Origin of the sequence: Burkholderia sp. MSh2, from assembly GCF_000731655.1 — a bacterium.
GTDB lineage: Bacteria > Pseudomonadota > Gammaproteobacteria > Burkholderiales > Burkholderiaceae > Burkholderia > Burkholderia paludis.
Window position 1 is genome coordinate 1 of the sequence record NZ_JPGM01000056.1, and the last position, 26330, is coordinate 26330.

The 26330-nt window shown below is 69.0% G+C and carries 24 protein-coding genes and 1 pseudogene; 6 read left to right on the forward strand and 19 right to left on the reverse strand.

What is annotated here, in order from left to right; translation table 11 throughout:
* From GQ57_RS42175 to GQ57_RS28745, 4 genes and pseudogenes are all read left to right on the forward strand, one after another.
* Positions 1-120, forward strand: a pseudogene (locus GQ57_RS42175) (putrescine ABC transporter permease PotI); the annotation flags it as partial.
* Positions 121-220: 100 nt separating this feature from the next.
* Positions 221-1792, forward strand: a complete 1572-nt coding sequence (locus GQ57_RS28735; protein WP_034199663.1) for a DUF3138 family protein — start codon at positions 221-223, stop codon at positions 1790-1792.
* A 111-nt stretch (positions 1793-1903) separates the two neighbouring features.
* Positions 1904-3208, forward strand: coding sequence for an NAD(P)/FAD-dependent oxidoreductase (locus GQ57_RS28740; protein ID WP_034199664.1), 1305 nt, complete (start codon positions 1904-1906; stop codon positions 3206-3208).
* A 27-nt stretch (positions 3209-3235) separates the two neighbouring features.
* Entirely contained in the window at positions 3236-4537 is a 1302-nt protein-coding gene (locus tag GQ57_RS28745) for an NAD(P)/FAD-dependent oxidoreductase (protein ID WP_031403514.1), read from the forward strand.
* A 167-nt stretch (positions 4538-4704) separates the two neighbouring features.
* Here GQ57_RS28745 and gor read toward each other — a convergent pair whose 3' ends face one another.
* The 6 genes from gor to GQ57_RS28775 all read right to left on the reverse strand — a co-directional run bounded on the left by gor (position 4705) and on the right by GQ57_RS28775 (position 10410).
* Positions 4705-6060 carry a glutathione-disulfide reductase gene (gene gor, locus GQ57_RS28750; RefSeq protein ID WP_031403513.1) on the reverse strand — a complete coding sequence of 452 codons (1356 nt, stop codon included), beginning with the start codon at positions 6058-6060 and terminating at the stop codon, positions 4705-4707.
* Positions 6061-6304: 244 nt separating this feature from the next.
* The gene (locus GQ57_RS28755; RefSeq protein ID WP_031403512.1) at positions 6305-6529 is read right to left on the reverse strand and encodes a hypothetical protein; all 225 of its coding nucleotides are present in this window, start codon (positions 6527-6529) and stop codon (positions 6305-6307) included.
* A 375-nt stretch (positions 6530-6904) separates the two neighbouring features.
* Positions 6905-8026 carry a porin gene (locus GQ57_RS28760; RefSeq protein ID WP_031403511.1) on the reverse strand — a complete coding sequence of 374 codons (1122 nt, stop codon included), beginning with the start codon at positions 8024-8026 and terminating at the stop codon, positions 6905-6907.
* Between the two features lie 453 nt (positions 8027-8479).
* Positions 8480-9190, reverse strand: coding sequence for a YoaK family protein (locus GQ57_RS28765; RefSeq protein ID WP_034199665.1), 711 nt, complete (start codon positions 9188-9190; stop codon positions 8480-8482).
* Between the two features lie 57 nt (positions 9191-9247).
* Positions 9248-9775: a chromate transporter gene (locus GQ57_RS28770; protein ID WP_031403509.1), complete on the reverse strand. Its 528-nt coding sequence runs from the start codon at positions 9773-9775 to the stop codon at positions 9248-9250.
* On the reverse strand, positions 9772-10410 hold the full coding sequence (locus tag GQ57_RS28775; RefSeq protein ID WP_034199666.1) for a chromate transporter: 639 nt from the start codon (positions 10408-10410) through the stop codon (positions 9772-9774). The genes GQ57_RS28770 and GQ57_RS28775 overlap by 4 nt, the downstream gene beginning before the upstream one ends.
* Positions 10411-10506: 96 nt before the next feature.
* Here GQ57_RS28775 and GQ57_RS28780 point away from each other — a divergent pair, with 96 nt between their 5' ends.
* Complete coding sequence (locus tag GQ57_RS28780; RefSeq protein ID WP_031403507.1) at positions 10507-11391, forward strand: transcriptional regulator GcvA; 885 nt, start codon at positions 10507-10509, stop codon at positions 11389-11391.
* A 39-nt stretch (positions 11392-11430) separates the two neighbouring features.
* Here GQ57_RS28780 and GQ57_RS28785 read toward each other — a convergent pair whose 3' ends face one another.
* The 13 genes from GQ57_RS28785 to flgB all read right to left on the reverse strand — a co-directional run bounded on the left by GQ57_RS28785 (position 11431) and on the right by flgB (position 24919).
* Complete coding sequence (locus GQ57_RS28785; RefSeq protein WP_031403506.1) at positions 11431-12738, reverse strand: solute carrier family 23 protein; 1308 nt, start codon at positions 12736-12738, stop codon at positions 11431-11433.
* A gap of 261 nt (positions 12739-12999) precedes the next feature.
* Positions 13000-14235: a flagellar hook-associated protein FlgL gene (gene flgL / locus GQ57_RS28790; protein ID WP_034199667.1), complete on the reverse strand. Its 1236-nt coding sequence runs from the start codon at positions 14233-14235 to the stop codon at positions 13000-13002.
* A 17-nt stretch (positions 14236-14252) separates the two neighbouring features.
* On the reverse strand, positions 14253-16190 hold the full coding sequence (gene flgK, locus GQ57_RS28795; RefSeq protein ID WP_034199668.1) for a flagellar hook-associated protein FlgK: 1938 nt from the start codon (positions 16188-16190) through the stop codon (positions 14253-14255).
* A gap of 204 nt (positions 16191-16394) precedes the next feature.
* Positions 16395-17150, reverse strand: coding sequence for a flagellar brake protein (locus GQ57_RS28800; RefSeq protein ID WP_031403503.1), 756 nt, complete (start codon positions 17148-17150; stop codon positions 16395-16397).
* 224 nt (positions 17151-17374) lie between these two features.
* Positions 17375-18346, reverse strand: coding sequence for a flagellar assembly peptidoglycan hydrolase FlgJ (flgJ, locus tag GQ57_RS28805; protein ID WP_034199669.1), 972 nt, complete (start codon positions 18344-18346; stop codon positions 17375-17377).
* Complete coding sequence (locus GQ57_RS28810) at positions 18347-19525, reverse strand: flagellar basal body P-ring protein FlgI (protein WP_034199681.1); 1179 nt, start codon at positions 19523-19525, stop codon at positions 18347-18349.
* A 5-nt stretch (positions 19526-19530) separates the two neighbouring features.
* A complete protein-coding gene (gene flgH / locus GQ57_RS28815; protein WP_031399755.1) occupies positions 19531-20220 on the reverse strand; it encodes a flagellar basal body L-ring protein FlgH in 690 nt (229 codons plus the stop codon).
* A gap of 21 nt (positions 20221-20241) precedes the next feature.
* Positions 20242-21030: a flagellar basal-body rod protein FlgG gene (gene flgG / locus GQ57_RS28820; RefSeq protein ID WP_031399754.1), complete on the reverse strand. Its 789-nt coding sequence runs from the start codon at positions 21028-21030 to the stop codon at positions 20242-20244.
* Positions 21031-21064: 34 nt separating this feature from the next.
* Positions 21065-21823, reverse strand: a complete 759-nt coding sequence (gene flgF / locus GQ57_RS28825; protein WP_031399753.1) for a flagellar basal-body rod protein FlgF — start codon at positions 21821-21823, stop codon at positions 21065-21067.
* A 19-nt stretch (positions 21824-21842) separates the two neighbouring features.
* Positions 21843-23084 (reverse strand): flagellar hook protein FlgE, encoded by a 1242-nt coding sequence (gene flgE, locus GQ57_RS28830; protein ID WP_031399752.1) that lies wholly within the window; start codon positions 23082-23084, stop codon positions 21843-21845.
* A gap of 27 nt (positions 23085-23111) precedes the next feature.
* The gene (locus GQ57_RS28835) at positions 23112-23903 is read right to left on the reverse strand and encodes a flagellar hook assembly protein FlgD (RefSeq protein WP_031399751.1); all 792 of its coding nucleotides are present in this window, start codon (positions 23901-23903) and stop codon (positions 23112-23114) included.
* A gap of 55 nt (positions 23904-23958) precedes the next feature.
* Positions 23959-24384, reverse strand: a complete 426-nt coding sequence (gene flgC, locus GQ57_RS28840; protein WP_031399750.1) for a flagellar basal body rod protein FlgC — start codon at positions 24382-24384, stop codon at positions 23959-23961.
* A gap of 46 nt (positions 24385-24430) precedes the next feature.
* Complete coding sequence (flgB, locus tag GQ57_RS28845; RefSeq protein ID WP_031399749.1) at positions 24431-24919, reverse strand: flagellar basal body rod protein FlgB; 489 nt, start codon at positions 24917-24919, stop codon at positions 24431-24433.
* Positions 24920-25123: 204 nt separating this feature from the next.
* Between flgB and flgA the strand changes: the two genes are divergently transcribed.
* Entirely contained in the window at positions 25124-26329 is a 1206-nt protein-coding gene (gene flgA, locus GQ57_RS28850) for a flagellar basal body P-ring formation chaperone FlgA (RefSeq protein ID WP_034199670.1), read from the forward strand.
* The last annotated feature ends 1 nt before the right edge of the window (position 26330 follow it).

The window sequence follows — 26330 nt, forward strand, 5'->3', positions numbered from 1 at the left end:
GCGCTGGCGACGCTGTTCATCACGGCGGTGACGATCGGCGTGATCGTCGTGAACCGGATGATGATCGCGCGCGAACGACGCCGCATGGCCGACATGAAGGCGGCCTTCGCGGCAGCCTGAACGCCCCGCCCCTTTCCATCGACAACAAGACCCGCGCGCCGCGCCATGCGGCGCGCGAACCGATCGCAAGTTGACAGGCGCACGACAAGGAGAATCCGCAATGAAGAAGAAACTGATCTGCCTGCTGGTGGCCGGCGCGTTGCCGGGCATCGCGCTGGCCGACTCGACATCCGCCGAGATCAAGGCGCTGCAGGCGCAGGTCGCGGCGCTGCAGAAACAGATGAAGGCGATGCAGGCGCAGCTCGCCGCGAAGCCCGGCGGGGCGGTGGTCGCGACGTCCGGCGCGGGCGCGGGCGCGGCGGCCGCCGCGGCCGTCGATCCGGGCTCGCCGGAATACGGCAAGGCGCAGGCCACGCTGACCAACGACGAAGTCACCGAAATGAAGCAGCAGATCGCGAACCAGCAGCTGAAGGTCGACTCGCTGTCGGACGCGGCCAACACGGGCCCGATCGCCGGCCTGTCGGTGACGGGCTACATCGACCCGACCTACATGTACAACCGCGCGGCCGGCACGTCGTCGTTCCTGTTCGCGAACCACGAGAACGCGTACAACTACTTCAACAGCACGTTCGGCGATCTCTACCTCGACATCAAGAAGACCTTCGGCGTCGGCCCGATGGCGCCGTCGGCCGAGATCACGCTGATGCCGAACCGCGGCAACGGCATCACGCTGCTGCAGAACTCGCGCGGCTCGGTCACCGACAACCTGCTGAACACCGCCGTCGTCAACGTGCCGATCACCGCGGAAACGACGCTCGTCGCCGGCCTGATCCCGAGCTTCGGCGGCTACGAGGTGCAGCAGTCGAACCAGATGCTCACGCTCACGCACAACCTGCTGTACGACTTCTCCGATCCGGGCAGCTACGTGGGGGCCGGGGCGAACTACACGAAGGGCAACTGGGCGTGGAAGTTCTTCGTCGGCAACGAGCAGTACCGCACCTACGGCTCGGTCACGACGACGGGCACCAACGCGCTCGGCGATCCGATCACGACGAGCAACAAGGTGCCGACCTTTACCGCGCGCGCCGACTACACGTGGTCGAGCGCACTCGATATCGGCGGCTCGTTCAACATCGGGCGGCAGACGCTGTCCAGCTCGATCGACAAGAACGGCGTGGTGCATTACGGCCCCGGCGGCGCATCGCCGAGCGGCTACGGCACGTTCTTCTTCGCGGAAGCCGACGCGACCTACACGCTCGCCGACGTTCAGTACAACGCGGAACTCGACTACGGCCAGCAGCAGCACGCGGCCTTCAACGGCGGGCTCGCGCAATGGTACGGCCTGTCGCTGCTCGCGCACCGCAAGTTCAACGCGCCGGTGGTCGGCCGCATGGGCGTCACGCTGCGCTACGATGCGCTCGTGAACAGCAAGAACGGCGGCGGCGGCGGCGGCATCGCGCTGAACGGCAACGGCATGGATCCGAACAACGGCTTCGGCGTCGATGCGAATTGCGTCGCGACGTCGCAGGCGAACGGCGGCCTCGGCTTCGACTGCAAGGGCGCGATCCGCCAGGACGTCGCGCTCGACCTGCTGTTCTATCCGACCCAGCAGATCACCGTGAAGGTCGAATACCGGCACGACTGGGCGAACAACCGGGTGTTCCTGCGCAACGACGGATCGTACGGCAAGTCCAACGACCTGCTCGCCACGCAGTTCATCTATTCGTTCTGATGCGGGCCGCGCGGGACGCCGTGCCGCGCGCACGGCGTCCCGCGCCGTTTTCACCGGCCGGATGACGGTGCGCCCCGCGCCGCCGCCGGCCGCCACGAGGGAGTCGGTTTCATGACGCAGTCTTTCACCCGCCGCGCCGACGCGCTCGCGCGCGACTCGTACTACGAAGCGACGGCCGTGCGCCCCGCCGTGGACGACCCCGCGCTCGACGGCACGATCGACGTCGACGTCTGCGTGATCGGCGCCGGCTTCGCGGGCCTGTCGACGGCGCTCGACTGCCGCGCGCGCGGGCTGTCCGTCGCGGTGATCGACGCGCACCGGCCCGGCTGGGGCGCCTCGGGCCGCAACGGCGGCCAGGCGATCACCGGCTTCGCGAAGGACGAGGAGATCGAGCGGCAGCTCGGCGCCGACGGCGCGCGCGCCGCGTGGTCACTGTCGCTCGATGGCGTCGCGCTGATCGCCGAGCGGATCGCGCACTACGGGATCGACTGCGACTTCACGCGCGGCTACCTGACGGTCGCGACGAAGCCGCGCCGCATCGACGACCTGCGCGCGTGGATGGACGCCGCGACGTCGCGCTGGGGCCATCCGTCGCTCGCCTGGCTCGACACCGGCGCGATTCGCGCGCGCATCGCGTCGACGCGCTATCTCGCCGGCGTGCACGATCCGCTGTCGGGGCACCTGCATCCGCTCAAGTACTGCCTCGGCCTCGCCGATGCCGCGCGGCGCGAGGGCGTCGCGCTGCATGCGCATACGCCGGCGCTCGACGTCGTGCGCGGCCCGCGGCCCGTGGTGCGCACGCCGTCGGGCGACGTGCGCTGCCGCTTCGTCGTGTCGTGCTGCAACGCGGGCCCCGGCGGCATCCTGCCCGCCGCGACCGCGGCCCGCATCGCCCCGATCGCGTCGTACATCATCGCGACCGAGCCGCTCGGCCAGGCGCGCGCCGACGCGCTGATCGCGCAACGCGAGGCCGTGTGCGACAACAACTTCTTCCTCGACTATTTCCGGCTGTCGGCCGACCACCGGATGCTGTTCGGCGGCCGCGCGAATTCGGCCGGCGCATCGCCCGCCGCGCTCGCCGAAACGATCCGGCGGCGCATGGCGGGCGTGTTCCCGCAGCTCGGCGACGTGCGCGTCGACCACGCGTGGGGCGGCTTCGTCGACGTCACGCGCAACCGTGCGCCGGACTTCGGCGCGCTCGATCCGAACTTCTTCTACGTGCAGGGCTTCAGCGGGCACGGCGTCGCGCTCACCGGCATCGCCGGACGCGCGGTCGCCGGCGCGATCGCGGGCGACACCCGCGCGTTCGACCTGTTCGCGCGCATGCGTCACCGGCGCTTCCCCGGCGGCGACGCCTGGCGCCAGCCCGCGCTCGAACTCGGGATGCTGTACCACCGCGTGCGCGAGCTGTTCTGAGCCCCTCTCTCCTTCGTCATCCTGACCATGCTGACATTCGCCAACCAGCCGCACGTCGCGTCCTACTACGCGGCGACCGCCAACGATACGACCCGCCACGCGCCGCTCGCCGGCACGACGGACGCCGACGTGTGCGTGATCGGCGCGGGCCTCACCGGCCTGTCCGCCGCGCTCAACCTTGCCGAACGCGGCCATTCGGTGACCGTGCTCGAAGCGTCGCGGGTCGGATGGGCGGCCAGCGGCCGCAACGGCGGCCAGCTGATCGGCGGGTTCGCATGCGACATCGACACGTTCGGGCAATTCATGCCCGAAAGCGACGTGAAGCGTATCTGGGACATGGGACTCGAAACGCTGTCGCTCGTGAAATCGCGCATCGCGCAGCACGACATCGACTGTGCGCTGGTGCCCGGCTACCTGACCGCCGCGAACACCGAGCGCGACGCCGACTCGCTCAAGCGCTGGCGCGACGAGGCCGCGAAGCGCTTCGGCTACGACCGCTTCCACTTCGTCGAAGCCGACGAACTCGGCGACTATGTGCAGTCGGAACGCTATTGCGGCGGCCTGTACGACCCGGACAGCGGCCACCTCCACCCGCTCAACTACACGCTCGGCCTCGCCCGCGCGGCGACCGGCGCGGGCGTGCGCATCCACGAGGACAGTTGCGTGACGCGCGTGCGCGACGTCGCCGGCGGCCACGTCGTCGAGACCGACAGCGGCAACGTGCGCGCGCGTTTCGTCGTGCTCGCATGCAATACCTATGTCGGCACGCTCGCGCCCGCGCTGTCACGCAAGATCATGCCGGTCGGCACCTACGTGATCGCGACCGAGCCGCTCGGGCCGGCGCGCGCCGCCACGCTGATGCCTGCGCGCGCGGCGATCTGCGACAGCCGCTTCGTGCTCGACTATTTCCGGCCCGCGCCCGACACGCGGCTCGTGTGGGGCGGCAAGGTCAGCTACTCGACACGGGAGCCGCGCGATCTCGCGGCGGCGATGCGCGCGGACATGCTGAAGACGTTCCCGCAGCTCGCGGACGTGAAGGTCGACTACGCATGGGGCGGCTTCGTCGACATCACGATGAACCGTGCACCGCACTTCGGCCGGATCGCGCCGACGATGTACTTCGCGCAGGGGTTCTCGGGGCACGGCGTCAACACGACCGCGCTCGCGGGCCGGCTGATCGCCGAGGCGATCGACGGACAGGCGAGCCGCTTCGACCTGTTCGGCAGGATCCGCCATCGCGACTTCCCGGGCGGCGCGGCCTTGCGCACGCCGGCGCTGGTGCTCGCGATGGGCTGGTACCGGCTGCTCGATGCGTTCGGCGTGCACTAGGACGCAAGACCGGGGCGCACAACCGTCCCGGAAATGCATCCGGCGCACCGGTCTTGTCAACGACGCCCATCGAAAATCGCTGATAGCGCCTGACTCCGCTCTATGGAAACGGCGTTTCCCCGGCCGATGCGCGGCCCGACAATCCGGCCGCGCGCCGCCCTCCGCCGCTAGTCGGCCACCTTCTGCCGCATCGTCACGAACTCCTCGGCCGCGGTCGGGTGGATGCCGATCGTATCGTCGAACTGCGCCTTCGTCGCGCCCGCACGAATCGCGATCGCGATGCCCTGGACGATCTCGCCGGCGTCGCGGCCGACCATGTGCGCGCCGATCACGCGCTGGCTGTCGCGTGCGACCACGAGCTTCATCAGCGTGCGCTCGTCGCGGCCCGACAGCGTATGGCGCAACGCCTTGAACGACGTGCGGTAGATGTCGACGTCGCCGTGCACGCGGCGCGCATCGGCTTCGGTCAGGCCGACCGTCGCGACCTCGGGCTGGCTGAACACGGCCGATGGCACGTATTCGTGATCGGCCGCGACGCGTGAGCCGCCGAACAGCGTGCGCGCGAGCAACCCGCCGTCGCGCGTCGCGACCGGCGTGAGCTGCGGCCGTGACGTGACGTCGCCGATCGCATGGATCGACGGCACCGACGTCGCCGAATATGCGTCGACGGCAATCGCGCCGCGCGCGTCGAGCGTGACGCCCGCCTGCTCGAGCCCGAGACCGTCGACGTTCGGCACGCGGCCGGTCGCATACAGCACGTCGTCGTACGGCCCGTGCCACGCCTCGCCGATACGCACGCGCAACGTGCCGTCGTCCGCGCGCTCGATCGCCTCGACCTCCGCGCGCGAATGGATCGCGACGCCCTGCTTCGTCATCTCGTCGGTCAGGAACCCGCGCACGTCGTCGTCGAAGCCGCGCAGGATCCGCTCGCCGCGATAGAACAGGTCGACGCGGCTGCCGAGGCCGTTGAAGATGCCGGCGAACTCGACCGCGATATAGCCGCCGCCGACCACCGCGATGCGCCCGGGCAACCGGGCGAGCGACAGCGCCTCGCGCGACGTGATCGCATGCTCGATGCCGGGCCGCGGCGGCAGCGACGGACGCGAGCCGGTCGCGATCGCGATGTGGCGCGCGGAGATCGTGCGTTCACCGATCGCGACCGTATGCGCATCGACGAGCGTCGCGCGCCCCACGTGCATCTCGACGCCCGATTGCCGCAGCAGGTTGATGTAGATGTCGCTGAGCCGGTTGATCTCGCGATCCTTCGCGGCGATCAGCGCGGGCCAGTCGAGCGTGCCGGCGCCGAAGCGCCAGCCGAAGCCCTTCGCGTCGTCGACTTCGTGCGGGTAATGCGATGCGTAGACGAGCAGCTTCTTCGGAATGCAGCCGCGCAGCACGCAGGTGCCGCCGATCTGCTCCTGTTCCGCTATGCCGACACGGGCGCCGTACGACGCGGACAGGCGCGCGAGCCGCACGCCGCCCGAGCCGGCCCCGATGACGAACAGGTCGTAGTCGAAATCCATCGCATTCCCTCATCACGGTTCGGATGAAGGCACGATAGCAAGATTCCGGCATTCTTGCGGCGCACGGCGCAGCCGGGCGCGCGCGCAATAAAAAACGGCGAGAGACGTGGCCTCTCGCCGATCAAACCGGCTGCCGGGTGTGCCATGCGTCACCGATCGACCACATGCCCGACCCGCCGGCCGCGCGGCACCGGTCCGTCCGGGCGCGCGAACGGCGCGCCCGCGGCCGGACCGGCCGCCATGCTCATGCCTGCGACGTGTCGCCGCCGTCCGTCGCTTGCGTATCGTCTGCCGCCTGTTCGTCGTCCTTCTTCTTCTCGACGAGACCTTCGAGCGCTTCCGCGCCCTTGAAGCCGGCGACGGCAGCCGCCGCCTTCGTCAGCAGGCCCGCATCCGGATCCAGCTTTTCCGCGCCTTCAACGGCTGCGACTGCACCGGCGATTTCACCCACGGTGTTCAGGATACCCATCGTCATCCCCTTTCAAGAAAATCGTGAGCGCATCGTCCCACGAAAAAAACCGGCAGACAGCGATTGTCATCGCCGGATACACAAGTTACGCACCAAGCCGGCCGCACTCGCCGAGCGCCACCGGAACGACGCACGCGCGAGCCGGACGGCACGCGACGGGCGATGCACGCAGCGTAGCGGAAAGCCTGCGCGCGCACTGTAAAAGTATGTTCTGGCTTGCCGACGGATCCCTTACGGCGCGGGGGTCTCGTGATGAAGCATTCGCCGAATAGTCGTGCGCGCGCATGAAGGTCGCGTGACGAAAAAAAAGAGGCGCCTCGCGGCGCCCCTTCGATGCGTGCCGGGCGAATGCCGGCGCATGCGTTCCGACGTTCGTCAGAAGATATTGCGCAGGCCGATCGCGATGCCGGTCTGGTTGCTGCGGCCCGGCAGCTCGACGTTCGCGGCGCCGTTCGTCTTGTTGAAGTCGACGGTGCCGTAGACTTCCGTGCGCTTGCTGAGCGCGTACTCGGCAATGCCGACGATCGCATAGCGGTTGCCGCTCGCGAGCGTGCCGTTCGCGGTCATCGCGTTGCGCATGTGGTCGTAGTAGAACGCGCCCGTCAGCGTCAGCGGCGCGGTGACCTGCCAGCTCACGCCGGCGAACGGGCCGTCGTCGATCCGGCCGGTGCCCTTCGCGACCGGAATCGTCTGCTGCGCGAGCAGGCTGTCGACGAAGCCCGTGTCGTCCTTCGAGCGCAGGTAGCCCGCGTAGATCTTCGCCTTGCTGAACGCGTACACGACGTTCGCGTGGTAGATCGTCTGCTTGCGCGCCGAGTTGTCGCTGTTCTGCTGCGCGCCGGCCGCGACGCTCAGCGGGCCCATCACGTACGACAGCGACACGCCCCACGCATTGCCCTTGCCGAGCGAACCCGGAATCTGGCCCGAGAAGCCGCCGGCGCCGGTCGATTCGTAGTTGGTGCCGGTCGAGTACATCGCCTTCGCGGTGAGCCCCTCGAACTTGCCCGTGTACTTGATCTGGTTGTCCGCATACAGGCCGCCGCCGAGTGCGACCGGCAGCCACGCGTTCTCGAGGTAGTTGCCGACCGTCAGCGGATCGTAGGTGTCCGACAGCAGGTCGAACAGCGGCGTTTTCTGGCGGCCGAGGGTCACCGTGCCGTACGGGCTCTGCAGGCCGACGTACGCCGCGCGGTTGAACAGGCGGCCGCTGTCGGCGGATGCGCCGTTCTGCAGGTTCACGCCGCTTTCGAGGTTGAACACGGCCTTCAGGCCGCCGCCGAGATCTTCCGTGCCGTAGATGCCGAAGCGGCTGTTGGTGATCGCGCCGTTGGTCATCGACAGCAGGCCGTCGTTCTTCGCGTTGGCGTTGGTCAGGTAGCGGATGCTGGCGTCGGCGACGCCCCAGAGCGTGACCGAGCTTTGCGCCGCCGCGTACTGGCTGGCGAATGCGAGCGCGGCGCCCCCTGCGATGGCTGCGAGCCGGGTGGTCTGCTTCATGAGCTTTCCTTTTTTTAGGTGTCTCCGTTCATGGCCGGCCGCGTGCGCAGCCGGGTGGCGATCGCTCGCGTTCCTGGCGCGCGCGATGCGGCCTGAATCATATGACGAGTGCAATCGTTGAAAGAAATTGAAACACGCAGTAATCGTGCGAATGTCGCCCGGGAACAACGGTTCCCGCGCCAGGCTTGCCTCGCACGCGGGCGGAACGGTGCGCGACGGTGCCGGCCGGTGCGCGCGGTGCTGTAAGGTTCGGCGCCGGGAAGGCGAGGTCACAACCGGAGCGCGGCGGGCCGGCCCGCGCGATCGACGTCGCCAGCGCGTACCGCAAGCAAGGACGGCACGCGTGGCCAGGGCTGCGTGGCCGGTGCTGCGCGGCCGGGGCAACGTGGCCGCGCCGGAGCGCACCGCAGCGGATGCACCGCGGCAGCAACGGCCGCCGCGCCGGGCTTGCCGTCAGGCCGTTTGCGCGGCCCCGTCGCCGCCGCCGCCCTGCCCCGCGCGATGCCACGCGCGCCGCACGATCTCCACGAATGCGCCGACGAGCAGCAGCACGGCGCCCCACAGCGCGACCGTCGGCGCGAGCCGCGTCACGAGGCCGCCGACCACCGCGCCGGCGAGGAAGCAGAAGCTGATCGTCGCGAGCAGCGCCGAGTCGTGCAACGCGCCGGCGTCGTAGCGCGGGATCAGCCCGACGAACAGCTTCTGCGCGGCGCGCCGCAGGTTGCCGGTCGTCATCACCGACGTGTACGACAGTTCCTCGAGATGGGTGAACGACAGCGTCTGCAGCGTCGCGACGAACGAGATGCCGGGGATCAGCCATGCGCTCGATGCGCCGACGAGGCCGCTCGCGGCGACCCCGAGGAACGCGATTTCGACGAGCAGGCTCGCGAACGCGGTGTGCCGCATCCAGCCGCGCTGCGCGGCGAGGCCGAGCAGGTGCGCGACGAACACGGCGATCACGAAGCCGACGAGCGGCGGCACGTGATGCAGCGCGGCGGCCCATTCGCCGGCCGACAGGTTGATGCCGAGCAGCGCGACGTTGCCGGTCATCGTGTTCGCGAACACGTGGCCGTGACCGACATACGTGTACGCGTCGAGATAGCCGCCGGACAGCGTCAGCAACGCGGCGACAGTGAGATTGCGGCTGGCGCCGTCGAGATCCATCGAGCCTCCCGTGAAGAATCGCGCCAGTATGGCGCACGGGCGGCCGGTTTGCGCCGGTTACTGCCCGATGCCGGTGAGCCCGATCAGCGCGCCGCCCGCGAGCAGCCACAGCGGATGGATGCGCGTGCGCCATGCGAGCACGGCGCACACGGCCGTGACGCCCCACTGGATCGCCGTGCGGTTCGACGCCTCGGCGATCAGCACCGCGCTCGCCGCGACGAGCCCGGCCGTGACGGGCATCATCCCCTGCTGCACGTAGCGGCGCCACGGCCGGTCGCGAAAGCGCTCCCACGCGTGCAGCGCGAGCACGGTGATGACCGACGACGGCCCGAACTTCGCGACCGTCGCGACCAGCAGCCCGGCCCAGCCGGCCACGTGCCAGCCGACCAGCGACACGATCATCATGTTCGGCCCGGGCGCGGCCTGGGCCAGCGCGAACAGCGAGGTGAACTCGTGCGCGCTCATCCAGTGATGCACGTCGACCACCTGCCGCTGCATCTCCGGCAGGATCGTGTTGCCGCCGCCGAACGCGAGCAGCGACAGCTGGCTGAAGATCGTCGCGATGGCAATCAGTGTGGCGTTCATGGCCGGCCTCCTTGCCGGGTGTCGCGCGCGGCGGCCGGCGCTTGCGCGGGCTGCGACTGCGGCGCGTCCGCGTCGCGGCGCCGCGACGCGAGCCAGATGCTGACGGGCGTGAGCACGAGCATCGCGGTCAGCAGCGGAATGCGCAGCACCGCGATCGCGACGAACGCGAGCGCCGCGATGCCGGCCGCCGCACGCATATGCCGCAGCGGCTTCGCGACCTTCACGGCCATCGCGACGAGCAGCCCGGCGGCCGCGGCGGCCAGCCCCGCGAACAGGTGCTGCACGTGCGGATCGTTCTGCGTCTTCGCATACAGCACGCCGAGCGCGACGACGACGAGCGTCGGGCAGGCGATCAGCCCGAGAATGCCGGCGAACGCGCCGGCGACGCCGCAAAAGCGCATGCCGACGGCGACCGACAGGTTGATCACGTTGCCGCCCGGCAGGAACTGGCACAGGCCGAGCAGGTCGGTGAACTCGTCGGCGGAAAGCCACTTGCGCTCCTCGACGATGATGCGCCGCGCAAACGGCAGCGCGCCGCCAAACGACATGAAGCCAAGTGAAAGGAAGCCGGTGAACACCTCGGCGACGCCCACGCGGCGGGGCGTGGCGGCTGGCGGCTGGGAAACGGATTGCATGGGGATCCTCATCAAACGGTTCGCCGAGGTTACCGCCGTTCGACAGGCCTGCAAAACGATTTTATCGGCGCGCCCTTGTGATCTAGAATCACAAGCATGGCACGCGACCTCCCGCCCTTTTCCGCGCTTCGGGCCTTTGAAGCAGCGGCAAGACATGAAAGCTTCAGCGCCGCCGGCGACGAGCTGCATGTGACTCATGGTGCCATCAGCCGGCAAATCGCCGGGTTCGAGGCGTGGCTCGGCCGGCCGGTGTTCCACCGCTACGGCAAGCGCGTGAAGCTCACCGACGAAGGCCGCCGCTACCTGGACACCGTGCGCGCGGCGTTCGACAGCATCGCGCTCGCGACCGAGCAGTTGCGCAACACGGGCGCCGCGCGCGTGCTGCGCATCAATGCGCTGCCGACCTTCGCGATGAAATGGCTGCTGCCGCGCCTGTCGCGGTTCCAGCGCGACGTGCCGAACGTCGAGCTGAAGCTGTCGACGTCGAACGCGCCGCTCGACGCGCTCGACGGCTTCGATGTCGCGATCCGCCGCGGCCCCGGCCACTGGCCGAACTGCACGAGCGGCCACTTCCTCGACGAAAGCGTGATTCCCGTCTGCAGCCCCGCGCTGCTCAGGCGCACGCCGATCGCGCGCGCGGACGATCTCGCGCGGCACGTGCTGCTGCATTCGGATACCCGGCCGGAAGGCTGGCGCGACTGGTTCGCGGCGGCCGGCGTCGCCATGAAGGGGCGCAAGCGGCAGTCGTTCGACCACTTCTACCTGGCGCTGCAGGCGGCCGTCGACGGGCTCGGCGTGGCGCTCGGCCCGCTGCCGCTGATCGACGACGAGCTTGCGAGCGGCCGGCTCGTGATGCCGCTGGAGGGGCCGCGCATCGCGACGCGCAGCTACTGGTGGATCGCGCCGCGCGCGCCGGCCGACGATCCGCTCGTCGCGCAGTTCTGCGCGTGGCTGCAGGCGCAGTCCAATACCGGCGCGTGAGTGCGCGCCGGCGGGCGGCGTTGCGCCGCCCGCGCCCGGTCAGACCACCGGGCCCGGTTCCTTTTCCTTGCGCAGGATCGCGTACAGGATGATCGCGCCGAACGTCGCGGTGCCGATCCCGCCGAGCCCGAAGCCGCCGATCTTCAGCGAAAAGTCGCCGGCGCCGAGCACGAGCGTGACGGCCGCGACGATCAGGTTGCGGTTGTCGGAGAAGTCGACCTTGTTGACGACCCAGATCCGCGCGCCCGTCACCGCGATCAGCCCGAACACGACGATCGACACGCCGCCGAGCACCGGGCCTGGAATCGTCTGGATCACCGCGCCGAATTTCGGCGAGAAGCCGAGCACGATCGCGATCAGCGCGGCGACCGCGAACACGAGCGTCGAATAGATCCGCGTGACGGCCATCACGCCGATGTTCTCCGAATACGTCGTGACGCCCGTGCCGCCGACGCTGCCCGACACGATCGTCGCGAGCCCGTCGCCGATGAACGCGCGGCCGATGTAGCGGTCGAGGCTCGTGCCGGTCATCGCGCCGACGGCCTTGATGTGGCCGAGGTTCTCGGCAACGAGGATCACCGCGACCGGCGCGAGCATCAGCATCGCGTGCGGATCGAACACCGGCGCGGTGAACGCCGGCAAGCCGAACCACGCGGCGTGCGCGACGATCGAGAAATCCACCGGCTTGCCGAGCCCCATCCCGTTGGTCGCGATCGCATAGAGCGCGTAGGCGATCGCGAGCCCGACGAGGATCAGCAGGCGCTGCATCATCCCGCGCGCGAACACCGCGACGCCGCCGACGCACAGCACCGTGACGAGCGCCATCACCGAATCGAAGGTCGACGCCGACACGCCCTTGACCGCGATCGGCGCCAGGTTCAGCCCGATCACCGCGACGACCGCGCCGGTCACGACGGGCGGCATCAGCGTCTCGATCCAGCGGGTGCCGACCGCCTGCACCAGCGCACCGAGCGCGACGTAGACGACGCCGCACGCGACGATCCCGCCGAGCGCGACCGGGATGTTCGGGTTCGGGCCGCTGCCGCCGTAGCCGGTCACCGCGATCACGAGGCCGATGAACGCGAAGCTCGAGCCGAGGTAGCTCGGCACGCGGCCGCCGACCAGCACGAAGAACAGCAGCGTGCCGATGCCCGACATCAGGATGCACAGGTTCGGGTCGAAACCCATCAGCAGCGGCGCGAGCACCGTCGAGCCGAACATCGCGACGACGTGCTGCACGCCCATCGCGACCATCTGCGGCCACGGCAGGCGCTCGTCGGGGCCGACCACGCGCGCTGCCGCGCCGGTCGATTGCACCCGCCAGCGCGGGAAATAGGAATCGGACATGGGGAAAAGGGCTCCTGTCGATCGCCGGCTGCGGAGGATGCGCCGGTCTGGAATCTGGCGCGAGTTTACGGAGCGGGAATCGGGCTGGCAAGCGGACTGACACGCGGGCCGGCAAGCGCGGGGGGCGGCTTGCCGGGCGCGCGAACCGGGGCGCGACCGCGCGGCCCGGCTGCGGCTGCCGGCCGCGCATCGCGCGCGGGCGGCAGCCGGCGCCGGCTTCGACATAAGCGTGCGCTCACATCGAAGCCGGCGCGTCGTGCATCACGGATTGATGTACTGGAACAGCGAGAGGTTCTGCAGCGCCGAGTAAGCCTTCTGCGAGCCCGTCAGCGCGTTCTGCATCTGCAGGAACTGGCTGATCGTCGACACCATGTCGGTACTCGTCACGTTGGACAGGTTGCTGGTGACCTGCAGCGTGTCGGTCTGGTTCACGGTCTGCATCGCCTTCACTTGCTGCTGGCGGCCGCCGACCGACGCCTGCACGGTGAGGACGTTCGTCATCATGTTGTTCAGCTTCGTCGTGCCGGTGGTCATCGCGTTCGCGAGCGCGGCGGCGGCAGACGTGTTGCTGCTGACCGGCACCTTCAGCGCGGCGATCATCGAGTCGAGCGCCGCGAACACGTCGGTGCCGGCCTGCGGCGCCGGCGTGACCGTGAACTTGTCGCCGGAGGCCGGGTTGCCCGACACCGGCACGGTCAGGCCGTTGCCCAGCGCGATCGCGGCGCCGGCCGAATACGGCTGCGCGGCGGTCATGGTCGGCGGCACGGCGGTGTTGTCGGTGACCGTATAGGTCGGCGCGGCGGTCGTGCCGCCGAACGTGATCGTGAACTGGTGCGTATTGGTCGCCGCCGCCGGGCTGGTGATCGACGCCGCGCCGATCGTGCCCGTCCCCGTGTTGCTGGCGCCGGCGGCCGGCACCGGCTGGCTGCCGAGCATCGGCACCGACAGGAACACGCTCGCGCCGTTGTCGCCCTGTGCGACCGTGGTCGTGTCGGCGATCTGCACCTGGCGCGAACCCGAGTCGCCGCTGTACGTCACACCGCCGCCCGGCGCATTCGCGAACGGCGCGGTGGTCGACTGGAAGCCGGCGAACAGGTAGTTGCCCGAGCCGTCCGTCGAGTTCGCGAGCGTCAGCAACTGGTTGCGATAGCCCTGCAACTGCGTCGACAGCGCCGAGCGGTCGCTGTCGGACAGCGAGCCGTCGCCGGCCTGGATCACGACCGAATGAATGCTGTTCAGCAGGGTGCTGATACTGGTGAGCGTCTGGCCCTCGGCCTGCAGCGACGACAGCGCGGTGTTCTGGTTCGACGAGTACTGCGACAGCGTCGCCGACGTCATCGACAGCTGCACGGCCTGCGCGGCGCCCAGCGGATTGTCGGCAGGCGTCGAGAGGCTCACGCCGCTCGAGATCTGCTGGTACAGCTGCGAGAGCTGCGCCTGCTGATCGTTCATCTGCGCGACGTTCATCTGGAAAAACTGCGTGGTGGAAATCCGCATCGCTTCGATCCCCGAAATCAGTTGAACAGGCCGAGCACGGTCTGGAACAGCGTCGACGCGGTCTGGATCACCTTCGCGTTCGCCTGGTAGGCCTGCTGGTACTGCATGAGGTTGGCCGCCTCTTCGTTCTGGTTCACGCCCGACACCGACTGCTGCGCTTCCGTGATCTGGCCGATCAGCGAAGTCTGCGCGGCGCTCGACGACTTCAGCTGGCTCGTCGTGTTGCCGATGCTGTTCACGTAGTTCGCGTACGCGCCCGTCAGCGTGGTCGTGCCACCGCCGAACGCCTTCGAGTTGACGAGCTGCGACAGCGCGAGCGCGTTGCTGCCGTCGTTCGTGCCGCCCGTGTTCGGCGCGACCGTGAAGGTGTCGCCGGCCGTGGGCGTGCCCGACACCGTGACCGTGACGCCGGCCGTCAGCGTGATCGGCGAGCCGGACTGGTAATTCTGCGGGCCGGTAGTCGTCACCGGCGAGGCGGTGTTGTCGGTGACCGTGTAGGTCGGGTTGGCGGCCGTGCCGCCCATCGTGATCGTGTAGTTGTGCGGGTTGGCCGCGGCCGTCGCGCTCGTGACCGTCAGCCCGCCGATCGTGCCGGTGCCCGTGTTCGTCGTGGTCGCCGACGGTACGAACGGCGCCGCCGCCGCGATCGCCGAGCCGTTCGACGTCGCGAGGCCGAAGCCGTTCAGCGCGCCGCGCGTCGGCAGCACGGTGAACTGGTCGCCAGGTTGCATCGTGCCGGACAGCGACAGGTTCAGGCCGCCAATCTGGCCCGGCATCTGCGCGTTCGACAGCGTGCCGACCACCGCACCGCTCGCGCGATCGGTCAGCGTGTAGTTGGTGCCGTCGTACGACAGCGTGTAGTCGCTCGTGGTCGGCTGCGCCGCATTCGCGAACGATACCGACAGCGTCGCGTTGCCGGTGTTGCCCTGGTTCGCGTACGTGGCCGGCGTGCCGGTCGTGAACAGGTTGCCGCCGACGTTGCCCGACTGGTTGACGCCGAGCGCGTTCTGCGCGTTGACCTGCGCGGCGAAGCTGGTCGCGATCGCGCCGAGCTGCGCTTCGGCCGGGTCGAGCGTCTGGCTGCGGAACGCGAGCAGGCCGCCGAGCGTGCCGCCCGACAGCGACGTGCTGGACAGGGTCTGGTTCGGCCCTTGCGGGTTCGCGCCGGCGATGCCCTGCGACACGACGGTCAGCTCGCTCGGGTCGGACGGCGACGTGACGGCCGCGAGCTGGTAGCTCGTGCCGGCGACGACGAGCGGCGTGCCGCCCGCGAGAAACACGCTGTAGCCGTCGCTGTTGCTCACGACCTGCACGCCCGCGAGGTTCGACAGGTTCGACACCGCGAGGTCGCGCTGGTCCATCAGCTGGTTCGGCGGCTGGCCCTGGCTGCTCGCGGCCGCGATCTGCTGGTTCAGCTGCGCGATCTGCGCGGTGTAGCCGTTGATCTGCGTCACGGTGCTCGTGAGCTGCGTGTTCACGCTCTGGCGCAGCGCGTCGTATTGCTGGCCGGTCGCCGTGATCTGGTTCGCGAGCGTTTGCGCGTTGCTCATCGCGGTCTGCCGCACCGACGAGTCGGATGCGCTGTTCGCGACGTTCTGCAGCCCGGTGAAGTAGTTCGTGATCGAGCTCGAGATGCCGGCCGTCGGGCTGCCGACGTAGTTGTTCAGCTGCGTGACGAGCGAGTACCACGTCGACAGCGAGCCGCTCTGCGTCTGCGCGCTGTTCAACTGGTCGCTCAGGTACTGGCTGTACTGCCGCTGCACGGTGACGGTGTTCACGCCCTGCGGCAGGTAGCCGCTGCTCGTGTACTGGCCGCTTGCCTCGGCATAGACCGGACGTTCGACCGAATAGCCCGGCGTCGCGGCGTTGCTGATGTTCTGGCCGGTCGTCGTGAGGCCCCAGAGCGCAGCATTCAGGCCGCTGACGCCGAGGTTCATGAGTGTGTTGGAAGACATGCGCGATCCTGATGAGCCGGCCGCGCTGCGGCCGCCGGGTTGCGTGACTCCCGGTATAACGGCCGCGGATCGGAAAAATTGAGGAAAAAATGCGCGCGCGACGCGCGCTGGCGCGTCGCCCGTCGCAACGTCCGGCCGACGGTGCCGCGAACGCCGCGCGGGCGGCCCGGTGCGGCCCGGTGCGGGCCGGCGGCCGGGTGCGCGTCAGGCCCGCGCGAGCGAGCGGCGCTTCATCTCGAGCTGCGTGATCAGGCGCTGCAGCGTGTTCTCCGCGCTGCCCGGCAACGACATGTAGCGGAACCCGAGCTGGTAGCGCCGCGACCCGTTCGGCAGCTGCGTCGAGCGCTGCGACACCAGCTGCAGGTCGAGCGACAGCTTGCCGTGGCCGGTCAGTTCGAGCTCGACGTCGGGCAGCAGCGTGCCGACCTCGAGCGCCTCGACGCGCTCGTCGGCCGTGCGCAGCCCCACCCCGCCGAGCGACAGGTTATGCACCTCGAACAGGAAACCCTCGCCGTCCGGCAGCTTGCCGCGGCACAGGAACGGATCGACGATCGGCGCATCGACCCGGAAATACTCGCGGCGCTGGATGCACATCAGCACCTCGGGGAAATCGGCGACGAACGCCGGCAACCCCTCGTAGCGCGTCTCGCGCGGCGTGCTCGTGGTGAATTCGACGCGCACGCCCTCGGGAGCCGCCGCGAACGTGCAGTGCGACGCAGCCAGGATGCCCGCGTTCTGCTCGGCCAGCGCGCCCCAGTCGAACGTAAACGTCCGCGCGCCGACGTCGACCTCGAGCAGGCGCGTGACGAGCTGGCCGCCCGGATACTGGACGGTCAGGAAATCGCCCCGGTTCACGAGGTTGCGCAGCTGCACGCCGATTTCCAGCGGATTGCGGCGGGCATAGTCGGGCCCGGAGTGGCCTGCATCCAGGCTGGGGTCCGTCGACGTTTCGATATTCATGGCTAGCCGGTCTTTCTTTCATGGACGCGCCGGGGCAACCGGTGCGCAATAAAACCGGGCCAGAACGGGGGCCCGGTCGCAGGTCTCTCACACTTAGCGGCAGTGCTGACCGAAAGTTTAGATCGAATTGGGGATTTTTTTCGCGCAAACGTTGAAACCGCGCGCGGCGGGCTGCCGGGCGCGGTCCGAAGGAAACAACGGGCGAGTGGCCGGCGGTGCGCCCGTCAGCCGATCTGCTGCATGATCGAGATCAGCTTCTTCGCGTAATTCGGGTCGGTCGCATAGCCGGCCTTCTGCATCCCGTGCGCGAAGCCCTCGACGCTGCGGCTCGCGCTCAGCACGCCGGAGTAGCGCGGATTGTTCTTCAGCAGGTTCGCGTAGTCGGTCATCGCATGCTCGTACGAATCGTACGCGCGGAACTTCGCGACCACGCGGCGCGGCGCGCCGTTCACGTACTCGGTCGTCAGCGCCGACACCGTGCGGCCCGTCCAGCCCTTGCTGGCCTTGATGCCGAACACGTTGTAGCTCGTCGAGCCGTCGCTCGCGCGGATCTCGCGCTTGCCCCAGCCCGATTCGAGCGCCGCCTGGCCGACGATGAAGCGCGCCGGGATCCCGGTCGACGCGCTGGCCGCCTGCGCGGGGCCCGCGAGCCGGTCGACGAACGCGTCCGCGTCCTGCACGCCGCTCGCGCCCTTCAGCGGCGGCGTCAGCGCGCTGCCGCCCGAATAGCCGCGCCCGCCGGCGAGCGCGCCGTTGTTCGCCGCGTCCGCGTAGGCCCGCGCCATCGCGTTCATCGCGGCGAGGCCGCCTTCGTTGCCGTCCGCCCCCGCCCCGCCCATGCCGCCGACGTCGGCCGCCGTGTCGCTGCCCGCCCCCTGCCCCGCATTGCGCAGCAGCTGCTTCATCAGCGCGTCGGCGACGCCGATCCCGCGCTTCGACATCTGCTGCGCGAGCTGCTGGTCGAGCATCGACGTGTACATCTTCGACGTATGCGAATCGAACAGGCCGCCGTCCGGCGACGCGTCGCGCATGCTCTTGAGCATCATCTGCGTGAACATCGCGTCGAACTGGCCCGCAACCGCCTTCGCGCCGGCCTGCGGCGACTGCTTCGCCTGCGCGCGCAGCGCGTCGAAACCCTGCACGTCGAGCGCGAAGCGCTGTGTGAGGTCGTTCGAGTTCGGGAGAGTGGCTGCCATTTAGATGATCTCCAGATCGGCGCGCAGCGCGCCGGCCGCCTTCATCGCCTGCAGGATCGACATCAGGTCCGCGGGCGTCGCGCCGAGCGTGTTCAGCGCCTTCACGACGTCGGCGAGATTCGCGCCGGCCGTCACCATCTTCAGCGCGCCGTTGTCCTGCTTGAGCTGGATCTGCGACTGCTGCGCCACCACCGTCTGCCCGTTCGAGAACGGCCCCGGCTGCGACACGACCGGCTGCGTGTTGACGACGACCGACAGGTTGCCGTGCGCGACCGCGCAGCTCTGCAGCGTGACCATCTGGTTCATCACGATCGAGCCGGTGCGCGCGTTCAGGATCACCTTCGCCGCGGCCTTGTCCGGGCTCACGTCGAGATTCTGCAGCCGCGCCATGAACGCAACCTGCTGCGCCGAGTCGGCCGGCGCCGCGAGCTGGATCGTGCGGCCGTCGAGCGCCGTCGCCGTGCCCGCGCCGAAGCTCGCGTTGACCGCCGACACGATCCGCTGCGCGGTGCCGTAGTCCATGTCGTTCAGTTGCAGCTGCAGCACGCCGTTCATCTGCGCGATCGCGTTCGGCACCGCACGCTCGACGATCGCGCCGCCGACGATCCGGCCGGCCGCGAGCTGGTTCACCTGCACGCGGCTGCCGTTGGCGCTCGCACCCGCGCCGCCGACCGCCATGTTGCCCTGCGCGAGCGCATAGACCTGGCCGTCCGCGCCCTTGAGCGGCGTCAGCAGCAGCGTGCCGCCGCGCAGGCTCTTCGCGTTGCCGAGCGACGACACCGTGACGTCGAGCGCCTCGCCGGGCCGCGCGAACGGCGGCAGCGTGGCGGTCACCATCACGGCCGCGACGTTCTTCAACTGCATGTTGTTCAGCGACGACGTGCCGCCGTTGGCCGAACCGTTGTTGATCGAGATGCCGAGGTTCGCGAGCATGTTCGCGAGCGTCTGCGTCGTGAACGGCGTCTGCATCGTCTGGTCGCCCGTGCCGTCGAGACCGACGACGAGGCCATAGCCGATCAGCGGGTTGTCGCGCACGCCCTGGATCTGCGCGAGATCCTTCAGGCGCTCCGCCTGCGCGGGCGCCGCGCCGAACAGGCAGGCCACGGCCGCGAACGCGACGGCGAGCCGCACGGCGGCCTGCACGCGGGCCGACAGCCGGTTGAACAGGGTCGTCTGCATCGTCATCACCACGGCGCGATGTTGAGGAAGAAGCGCTGCAGCCAGCCCATCGTCTCGGCTTCGTTGATGTAGCCCTTCGCCGAGTATTCGATCTTCGCGTCGGCGACCTGCGTCGAGTAGACCGAGTTCGCGCCCGAGATCGTGTTCGGGTTCACGACGCCCGAGAACCGCACGAATTCGTTGCCCTGGTTGATCAGCATCTGCTTCTCGCCGCTGACCACCAGGTTGCCGTTCGGCAGCACGTTGGTGACGGTCACCGTGATCGTGCCGTTGAACGTGTTCGCCGCGCTCGCGCCGCCGGTCGCGGCGAACTTGTTGTCGCCGGTCGCCGACAGGTTCGCCTTCGCGAACAGGCCGCCGAGGAAGCCGGCCGTCGGCACGTTGAAGTCGGTGTTGCCCTGCCGGTTCGTGTTCGCGCCCGACGACTTGGTCGCGTTGATGTTCTCCGCGATCATGATCGTCAGGATGTCGCCGACGTTACGCGGCCGCTGATCCTCGAACAACGGCCGGCCCGCATAACCGGGGTTGTAGATCGAGCCGGGCGCCTGCATCGACACCGGCCTCGGCGGCTGCGCCGTCATCGGCTGCTGGATGATCGGATCGTGCGGAATCTGCGCGCAACCGGCGAATGCCGCCACCGCGAGCACGCAGACGGTGCGAACGGGGGCGAACGGGAGGAGGCGAACCTGCTTCATGGCGACGACGGGACTTTCCGGTTAGCTCTTCATCTGCGTGACGGTCTGCAGCATCTGGTCGGACGTCGTCACGGCCTTGCTGTTGATCTCGTAGGCACGCTGCGTCTGGATCATGTTGACGAGCTCCTGCACCACGTTCACGTTCGACGCTTCGACGTAGGTCTGGTTGAGCGTGCCGGCGCCGTTCAGGCCCGGCTGCGACACGTTCGGCGCGCCCGACGACGTGGTTTCCGCGAACAGGTTCTCGCCCTTTGCCTCGAGGCCGGCCGGGTTGATGAAGGTCGCGATCTGCAGCGAGCCGATCTGCACCGAGTTGGTCGAGCCCGGCTGCGTGATCGACACGACGCCGTCCTTGCCGATCGTCAGCGACGTCGCGTTCTGCGGGATCGTGATCGCCGGCAGGATCTGGTAGCCGCTCGACGTGACGAGCTGGCCCTGCGCGTTGGTCTGGAACGAGCCGTCGCGCGTGTACGCGTTCGTGCCGTCCGGCATCAGCACCTGAAAGAAGCCCGCGCCGTTGATCGCGACGTCCTTCGCGTTGCCGGTCTGCGTGAGGCTGCCCTGCGTGTACAGCCGCTCGGTCGCGACCTGCTGCACGCCGGTGCCGAGCTGCAGGCCCGACGGCAGTTCGGTCTGCTGCGTCGAGTTCGCGCCCGGCTGGCGGATGGTCTGGTACAGCAGATCCTCGAACACCGCGCGCGAGGCCTTGAAGCCGTTCGTGCTGGTGTTCGCGAGGTTGTTCGAAATCACGTCCATCTGCGCCTGCTGCGCATTCATGCCGGTGGCGGCGATGTAGAGCGAACGGTTCACTTGTCGATTCTCCTGCTAGGGCTGGCGTGGACGCTCAGCTGAAATTGAGCAGCTGGTTCGCCGACTGCTCGTTCTGGTCGGCCGTCTGGATCAGCTTCGACTGAAGCTGGAACGCGCGCGCGTTGTCGATCATCGCGACCATCGCGGTCACCGGATTGACGTTGCTGCCTTCGAGCGAGTTCGGCGTGACGACCACGTTCGCGTCGGCGTCGGCCGGATTGCCGTCGGCGGTGCGGAACAACCCGTCGTTGCCGCGCGTGAGCGTGGCCGGATCGGGATTGACGAGCTTCATCTGGTCGACGATCGCGACCGCCGTCGGCGGGTCGCCCGGCATCAGCGCGGACACCGTGCCGTCCTTGCCGATCGTCACTTCCGCGTTCGGCGGCACCGAGATCGGGCCGCCGTTGCCGATCACCGGCAGGTTGCTCGCGTTGACGAGCTGGCCGTTCTCGTCGACGTGCAGGTTGCCGGCGCGCGTGTACGCCTCGTTGCCGTCGGCGGTCTGCACCGACAGCCAGCCGGGGCCCTGCACGGCGACGTCGAGCGGATTGCCGGTGCGCGTGACCGGACCCGGCGCGAAATCCGCGCCGGGCGTCGACGCGAGCACGTAGGTGCGCGTCGTCGTCGGGTCGATGTTGCTGCCGTCGCCGAAGTTCATCGGCACCGCGCGATACGTCGCGAGCTGCGCGCGAAAACCCGTCGTCGATGCGTTCGCGAGGTTGTTCGCGACGATCGCCTGCTGGTCGAGCGACTGCGACGCGCCCGTCATCGCCGTGTAGATCAGTCGGTCCATGGCTGCCGGTTATCCGCGCTTAAAGGTTCATGAGCGTCTGGTCGACGGTCTGCTGCGTCTTGATCGTCTGCGCGTTCGCCTGGTAGTTGCGCTGCGCGGTGATCAGGTTGACAAGCTCCGACGTGAGGTCGACGTTCGAGTTCTCGAGCGCGCTGCCCTGCAGCGTGCCGTGGTTCGTGCTGCCCGGCGCCGAGATCTGCGGCACGCCCGACGCGGCGGTTTCCGCATACTGGTTGCCGCCGAGGTTCACCAGCCCGTTCGGGTTGTTGAAGTTCGCGAGCACGATCTGGCCGAGCACGGCGGTCTGGCCGTTCGAGTAGTTGCCGGTCAGCTTGCCGTCGGTGCCGATCGTGTAGGTCGTCAGCGTGCCGCTCGCGTAGCCGTCCTGCGCGAGGTTGTTCACGCCGTCCTTGCCGCCGTACTGCGTCGTGCCGGTCAGGTTGAGCGTGAGGTTCTGCGGCGTCGCCGAGCCATCGGTGTTCGGCACGGTGAACTGGAACTCGCCGAGCGATGTGGTCGGCGTCGGCGGCGTGCCCGTCGTCGTGCTCTGGATCGCGCCCGACGAATTGAACGTGACCGTGCCGAGATCGGTGGTGCTGCCGCCCTGGACGCCCGCGTACGCTTCCCACGTACCGGACGTCGACTTCACGAAGTACATGTTGACCGCCTGCGAACCGCCCAGCGAGTCGTATACCTGGATCGACGTCGAGTAGTTGTAGGTCGTGTTGTCGGTCGCGCTGAACGGCGTCTTGGTCGGCACCGTGTCCTGCGAGTTCAGGTTGAACTGCGCGGAAATCGTGGTCGTCGCGGTGGGCGCGATGTTGGTCGTCGGCGCCTGCAGCGGCACGGTCTGCGCGGTGTTGATCACGCCGTTGCCGTTGGCCGCGTAACCCATCAGGTTCATGCCCTGCGAGTTGATGATGTAGCCGTTCTTGTCGCGCTGGAACGTACCGTCACGCGAATACGTGATCGAGCCGTTGTTCGACATCTGGAAGAAGCCGTTGCCGTTGATCGCGACGTCGAGCGACGAGCTCGTCGTGTTGATCGTGCCCTGGCTGAAGTTCTGCGCCACCGAATTCAGCTGCGTGCCGATCCCGATCTGCGAATCGGACGACGTCGCGACCGAGTTCGCGTACATGTCGGCGAACTCCGCGGTGCTCGACTTGAAGCCGGTCGTGTTCGCGTTCGCGATGTTGTTGCCGATCACGTCGAGCGCGTTCGATGCGCCGGCGAGGCCGCTCAGACCCTGTTGATAACCCATTTCGGTCTCCGTTGCGAGAAAGCTCGATCAGTTGCTGGTGGTGGTGCCGGACGAGGACGTGGACGACGAAGCCGTCGTCGACGAAGAAGCCGGCGTGGACGACGCGGTGCTCGGGTAGATCGACGCGACCTGGGTCAGCCCCACCGTCGTGCCGTTCGCCAGCACGAGCCCCGCCGAGCCGTCCGCCTGCTTGATCACGCTCTGCACCTGCGAGGTCGCGAGCGTCGTGGCGGGTTGCGGCGTGCCGTTGCTGTCGACGTACGATGCGCTGATGGTGTACTTGCCGTCCGGCAGCGGGTTGCCCGACGAGTCGGTCGCCTTCCAGGTGAGCGGCACGGTGCCGGCCGACTGCGCACCCGCGTTGATCGTGTTCACGACGGTGCCCGACGAGTTCTTCACGGTGACCGTCAGGTTCGACACCGCGCTCGACAGCGTCACGCCGAACGGCGACGCCACGCCGTTCTTCACCGCGACCGAGCTTCCCGGCGCCAGCACGTTGGTGCCGATCAGCATCGCGGCCTGCGTCTGCTGGCCGGCCGCGAGCTGCGTCGACAGCGACGTGAGCGACGTGTTCAGCTGCGCGATGCCGCTCACCGTGTTGATCTGCGCGAGCTGCGACGTCATCTGCGAGCTGTCGACCGGGCTGGTCGGGTCCTGGTTCTGCAGCTGCGTGACGAGCAGCTTCAGGAACGTCGCCTGCAGGTCGCTCGCCGACGTGCCGTTGGTCGACGACACGTTGTTGGTATTCATCGTGTCGGTCGGCAGGTTGGACACGGTCGTGCCGTTGCTGCCGATCGTCGTGCTGGAGGAGGAGGTCATCCTGGGTAGCCTTCTGTCGAAACTGTCGGGTCTGTAAGGTCGGTCGGCGCGCGGCTTACGAGCCGATCGTCAACGTCTTGAGCATCAGCGTCTTCGCCGTGTTCAGCGTCTCGACGTTGGCCTGGTACGAGCGCGACGCCGAAATCATGTTCACCATCTCCTGCACCGGATCGACGTTCGGCATCTGCACGTAGCCGTTCGCGTCGGCGGCCGGGTTCGCCGGGTCGTAGGTCGACTTCATCGGCGACGGGTCGTCGACCACCCGGGTCACGCGCACGCCGCCCACGCCCTGGCCGGACGCGGTGCGCGCGCCGCCGATCGGGTCGGTCGCGAACACGACCTGCTTGGCCTTGTACGGCTTGCCGTCGGGGCCCGTCGCGCTGTCGGCGTTCGCGAGGTTCGACGCGGTGACGTTCAGGCGCTGCGACTGCGCGGACAGCGCCGAGCCGGCAACGCCGAAGATGTTCATCAACGAGGGCATGGAAGCTCCTTTTGCTCGGATACGGATTCGGAGGCGGTGCGCGCCGTCACTGGTTGGTCGTGATCGCGGCGATCATCGACTTGATCTGCTGGGTCATCACGGTCAGCCCGGTCTGGTAATGCAGCGCGTTGTTCGCGAACTGCACGCGCTCGACGTCGAGATCGACCGTGTTGCCGTCGAGCGACGGCTGCAGCGGCATCCGGTACGCGGCGCGGCCGTAATCGTCCGACGGGCCGCCCGTCGGGATCAGCTTCACGGTGCCGGCCATGTGGCCCGCCGCCGTCGACACCATCGACATGCCGCTCGTCACGCCGGCCGGCTGCGTCATCGGCAGTTGCGCGGCGTTGCTCGGCGCAAGGCCGCCGCCCGTCTGCTTCAGCGAGCGCGCGAGCGTCGACGCGAAATCGACGTCGCGGGCCTCGTAGCCGGGCGTGTCGGCGTTCGCGATGTTCGACGAAAGCAGTTCCTGCCGGTAGGCGCGCACGTCGAGCGCCTGTCGGCCGAACGCAAATTCCGCATCGAGTTTGTCCAGCATGTGTGCGTCTCTCCGTATGAAGCGCTGCACGCCCCTCACGCCGGATGGCGACCCGAGAGGCTTTTTTCCATGACAGCGATGGTAGGCGTCGCGCGCAACCGGCAATCGGGCGAATAACGCGGCAAAGCCCCCCTCTATTCATCGTTTGCGCGACCGCCCCGCTCCCTAGAATGCGAAGCGGAGCAACGAATCGGGGGCACGGCGATGACTGGCAGCGCACTTCGCGGAAGGAACGGGCGGCTTACGCACGTCCGGCGTGCGTTTGCGCTCGTCGCGGCGCTGTGGATCTCCGCGCCGGCCGCGCACGCGGACGACGGGATGATCGTGATTCCGGGACGCGGCGAGACGGCCGAAACCGCGCTCGCGCACGCCAACGCGGCGAGCGGCGGGCAATTCGGCGGCACGGCCGCGCCGGGTGCGGGCCTCGCGCCCGACGCGGGTCGCGCGGCCAGCGGCGCGGTGGCCGGCGCCGGCGCATCCGGCAGCGGCTACGCGGCGCAGCCGGCCGGCACGATGGTCGTGACGACCGTCCCGCCGCCGGTCGCCGCACCGGCCCCGGCCTACGCGGCCGCCGCCCGCGCCGGGTATGGCGCCCCGCGCACCGCCGACCGCGACACGGTCGCGACGGTCGTCGCCGGCACGGCCGAACCCGCATCGAATCCGGCACGGCGGGCACCGCAACCGTCGCCCGCGGCACGCCTGGCGGCCACCCGCGCCGCGCCGCGCCCGATCGCGGCGTCCGCCACCCCGGCAACGGCTGCCGCGGCCCAGCCCGCGACGCCGCCCGGCCAGCAGGATCCCGACACGATCCGCCGCGCGGCCCTCACATTCCTGCAGCAGCAGATCGCCGGCCTGCCCGGCAAGCCCACCGCGACGGTCACGAACGCGTTTCCGCGCGGGCTCGCCACGTGCACGACGCTCGAACCGTTCCTGCCGACCGGCGCGCGCCTGTGGGGCCGCACGACGGTCGGCGTGCGCTGCGCGGGCGAACGGCCGTGGACCGTCTACCTGCAGGCCAAGGTCACCGTGCAGGCCACCTATTACGTCGCCGCGCGCCAGATCGCGCCCGGCGAGCCGCTGACCGCGGCCGACCTGGTCGCACGCGACGGCGACCTGACGGTGTTGCCGCTCGCGGTAATCACCGACCCGGCGCAGGCGATCGGCTCGACCCCGCTCGCCCGCATCTCGGCCGGGCTGCCGCTGCGGCAGGACATGCTGAAGAGCGCCGCGTCGGTGTCGGCCGGCCAGACGGTGCGGGTCGTCGCGGCCGGCCCCGGTTTCACGATCTCGGCCGAGGGCAGCGCGCTGGCGAATGCGGCACCGGGCCAGTCGGTACGGGTGCGGATGGCGGCGGGCCAGATCGTCACGGCGATCGTCAAGGACGCCGGCACCGTGGAGATTCCGTTATAGG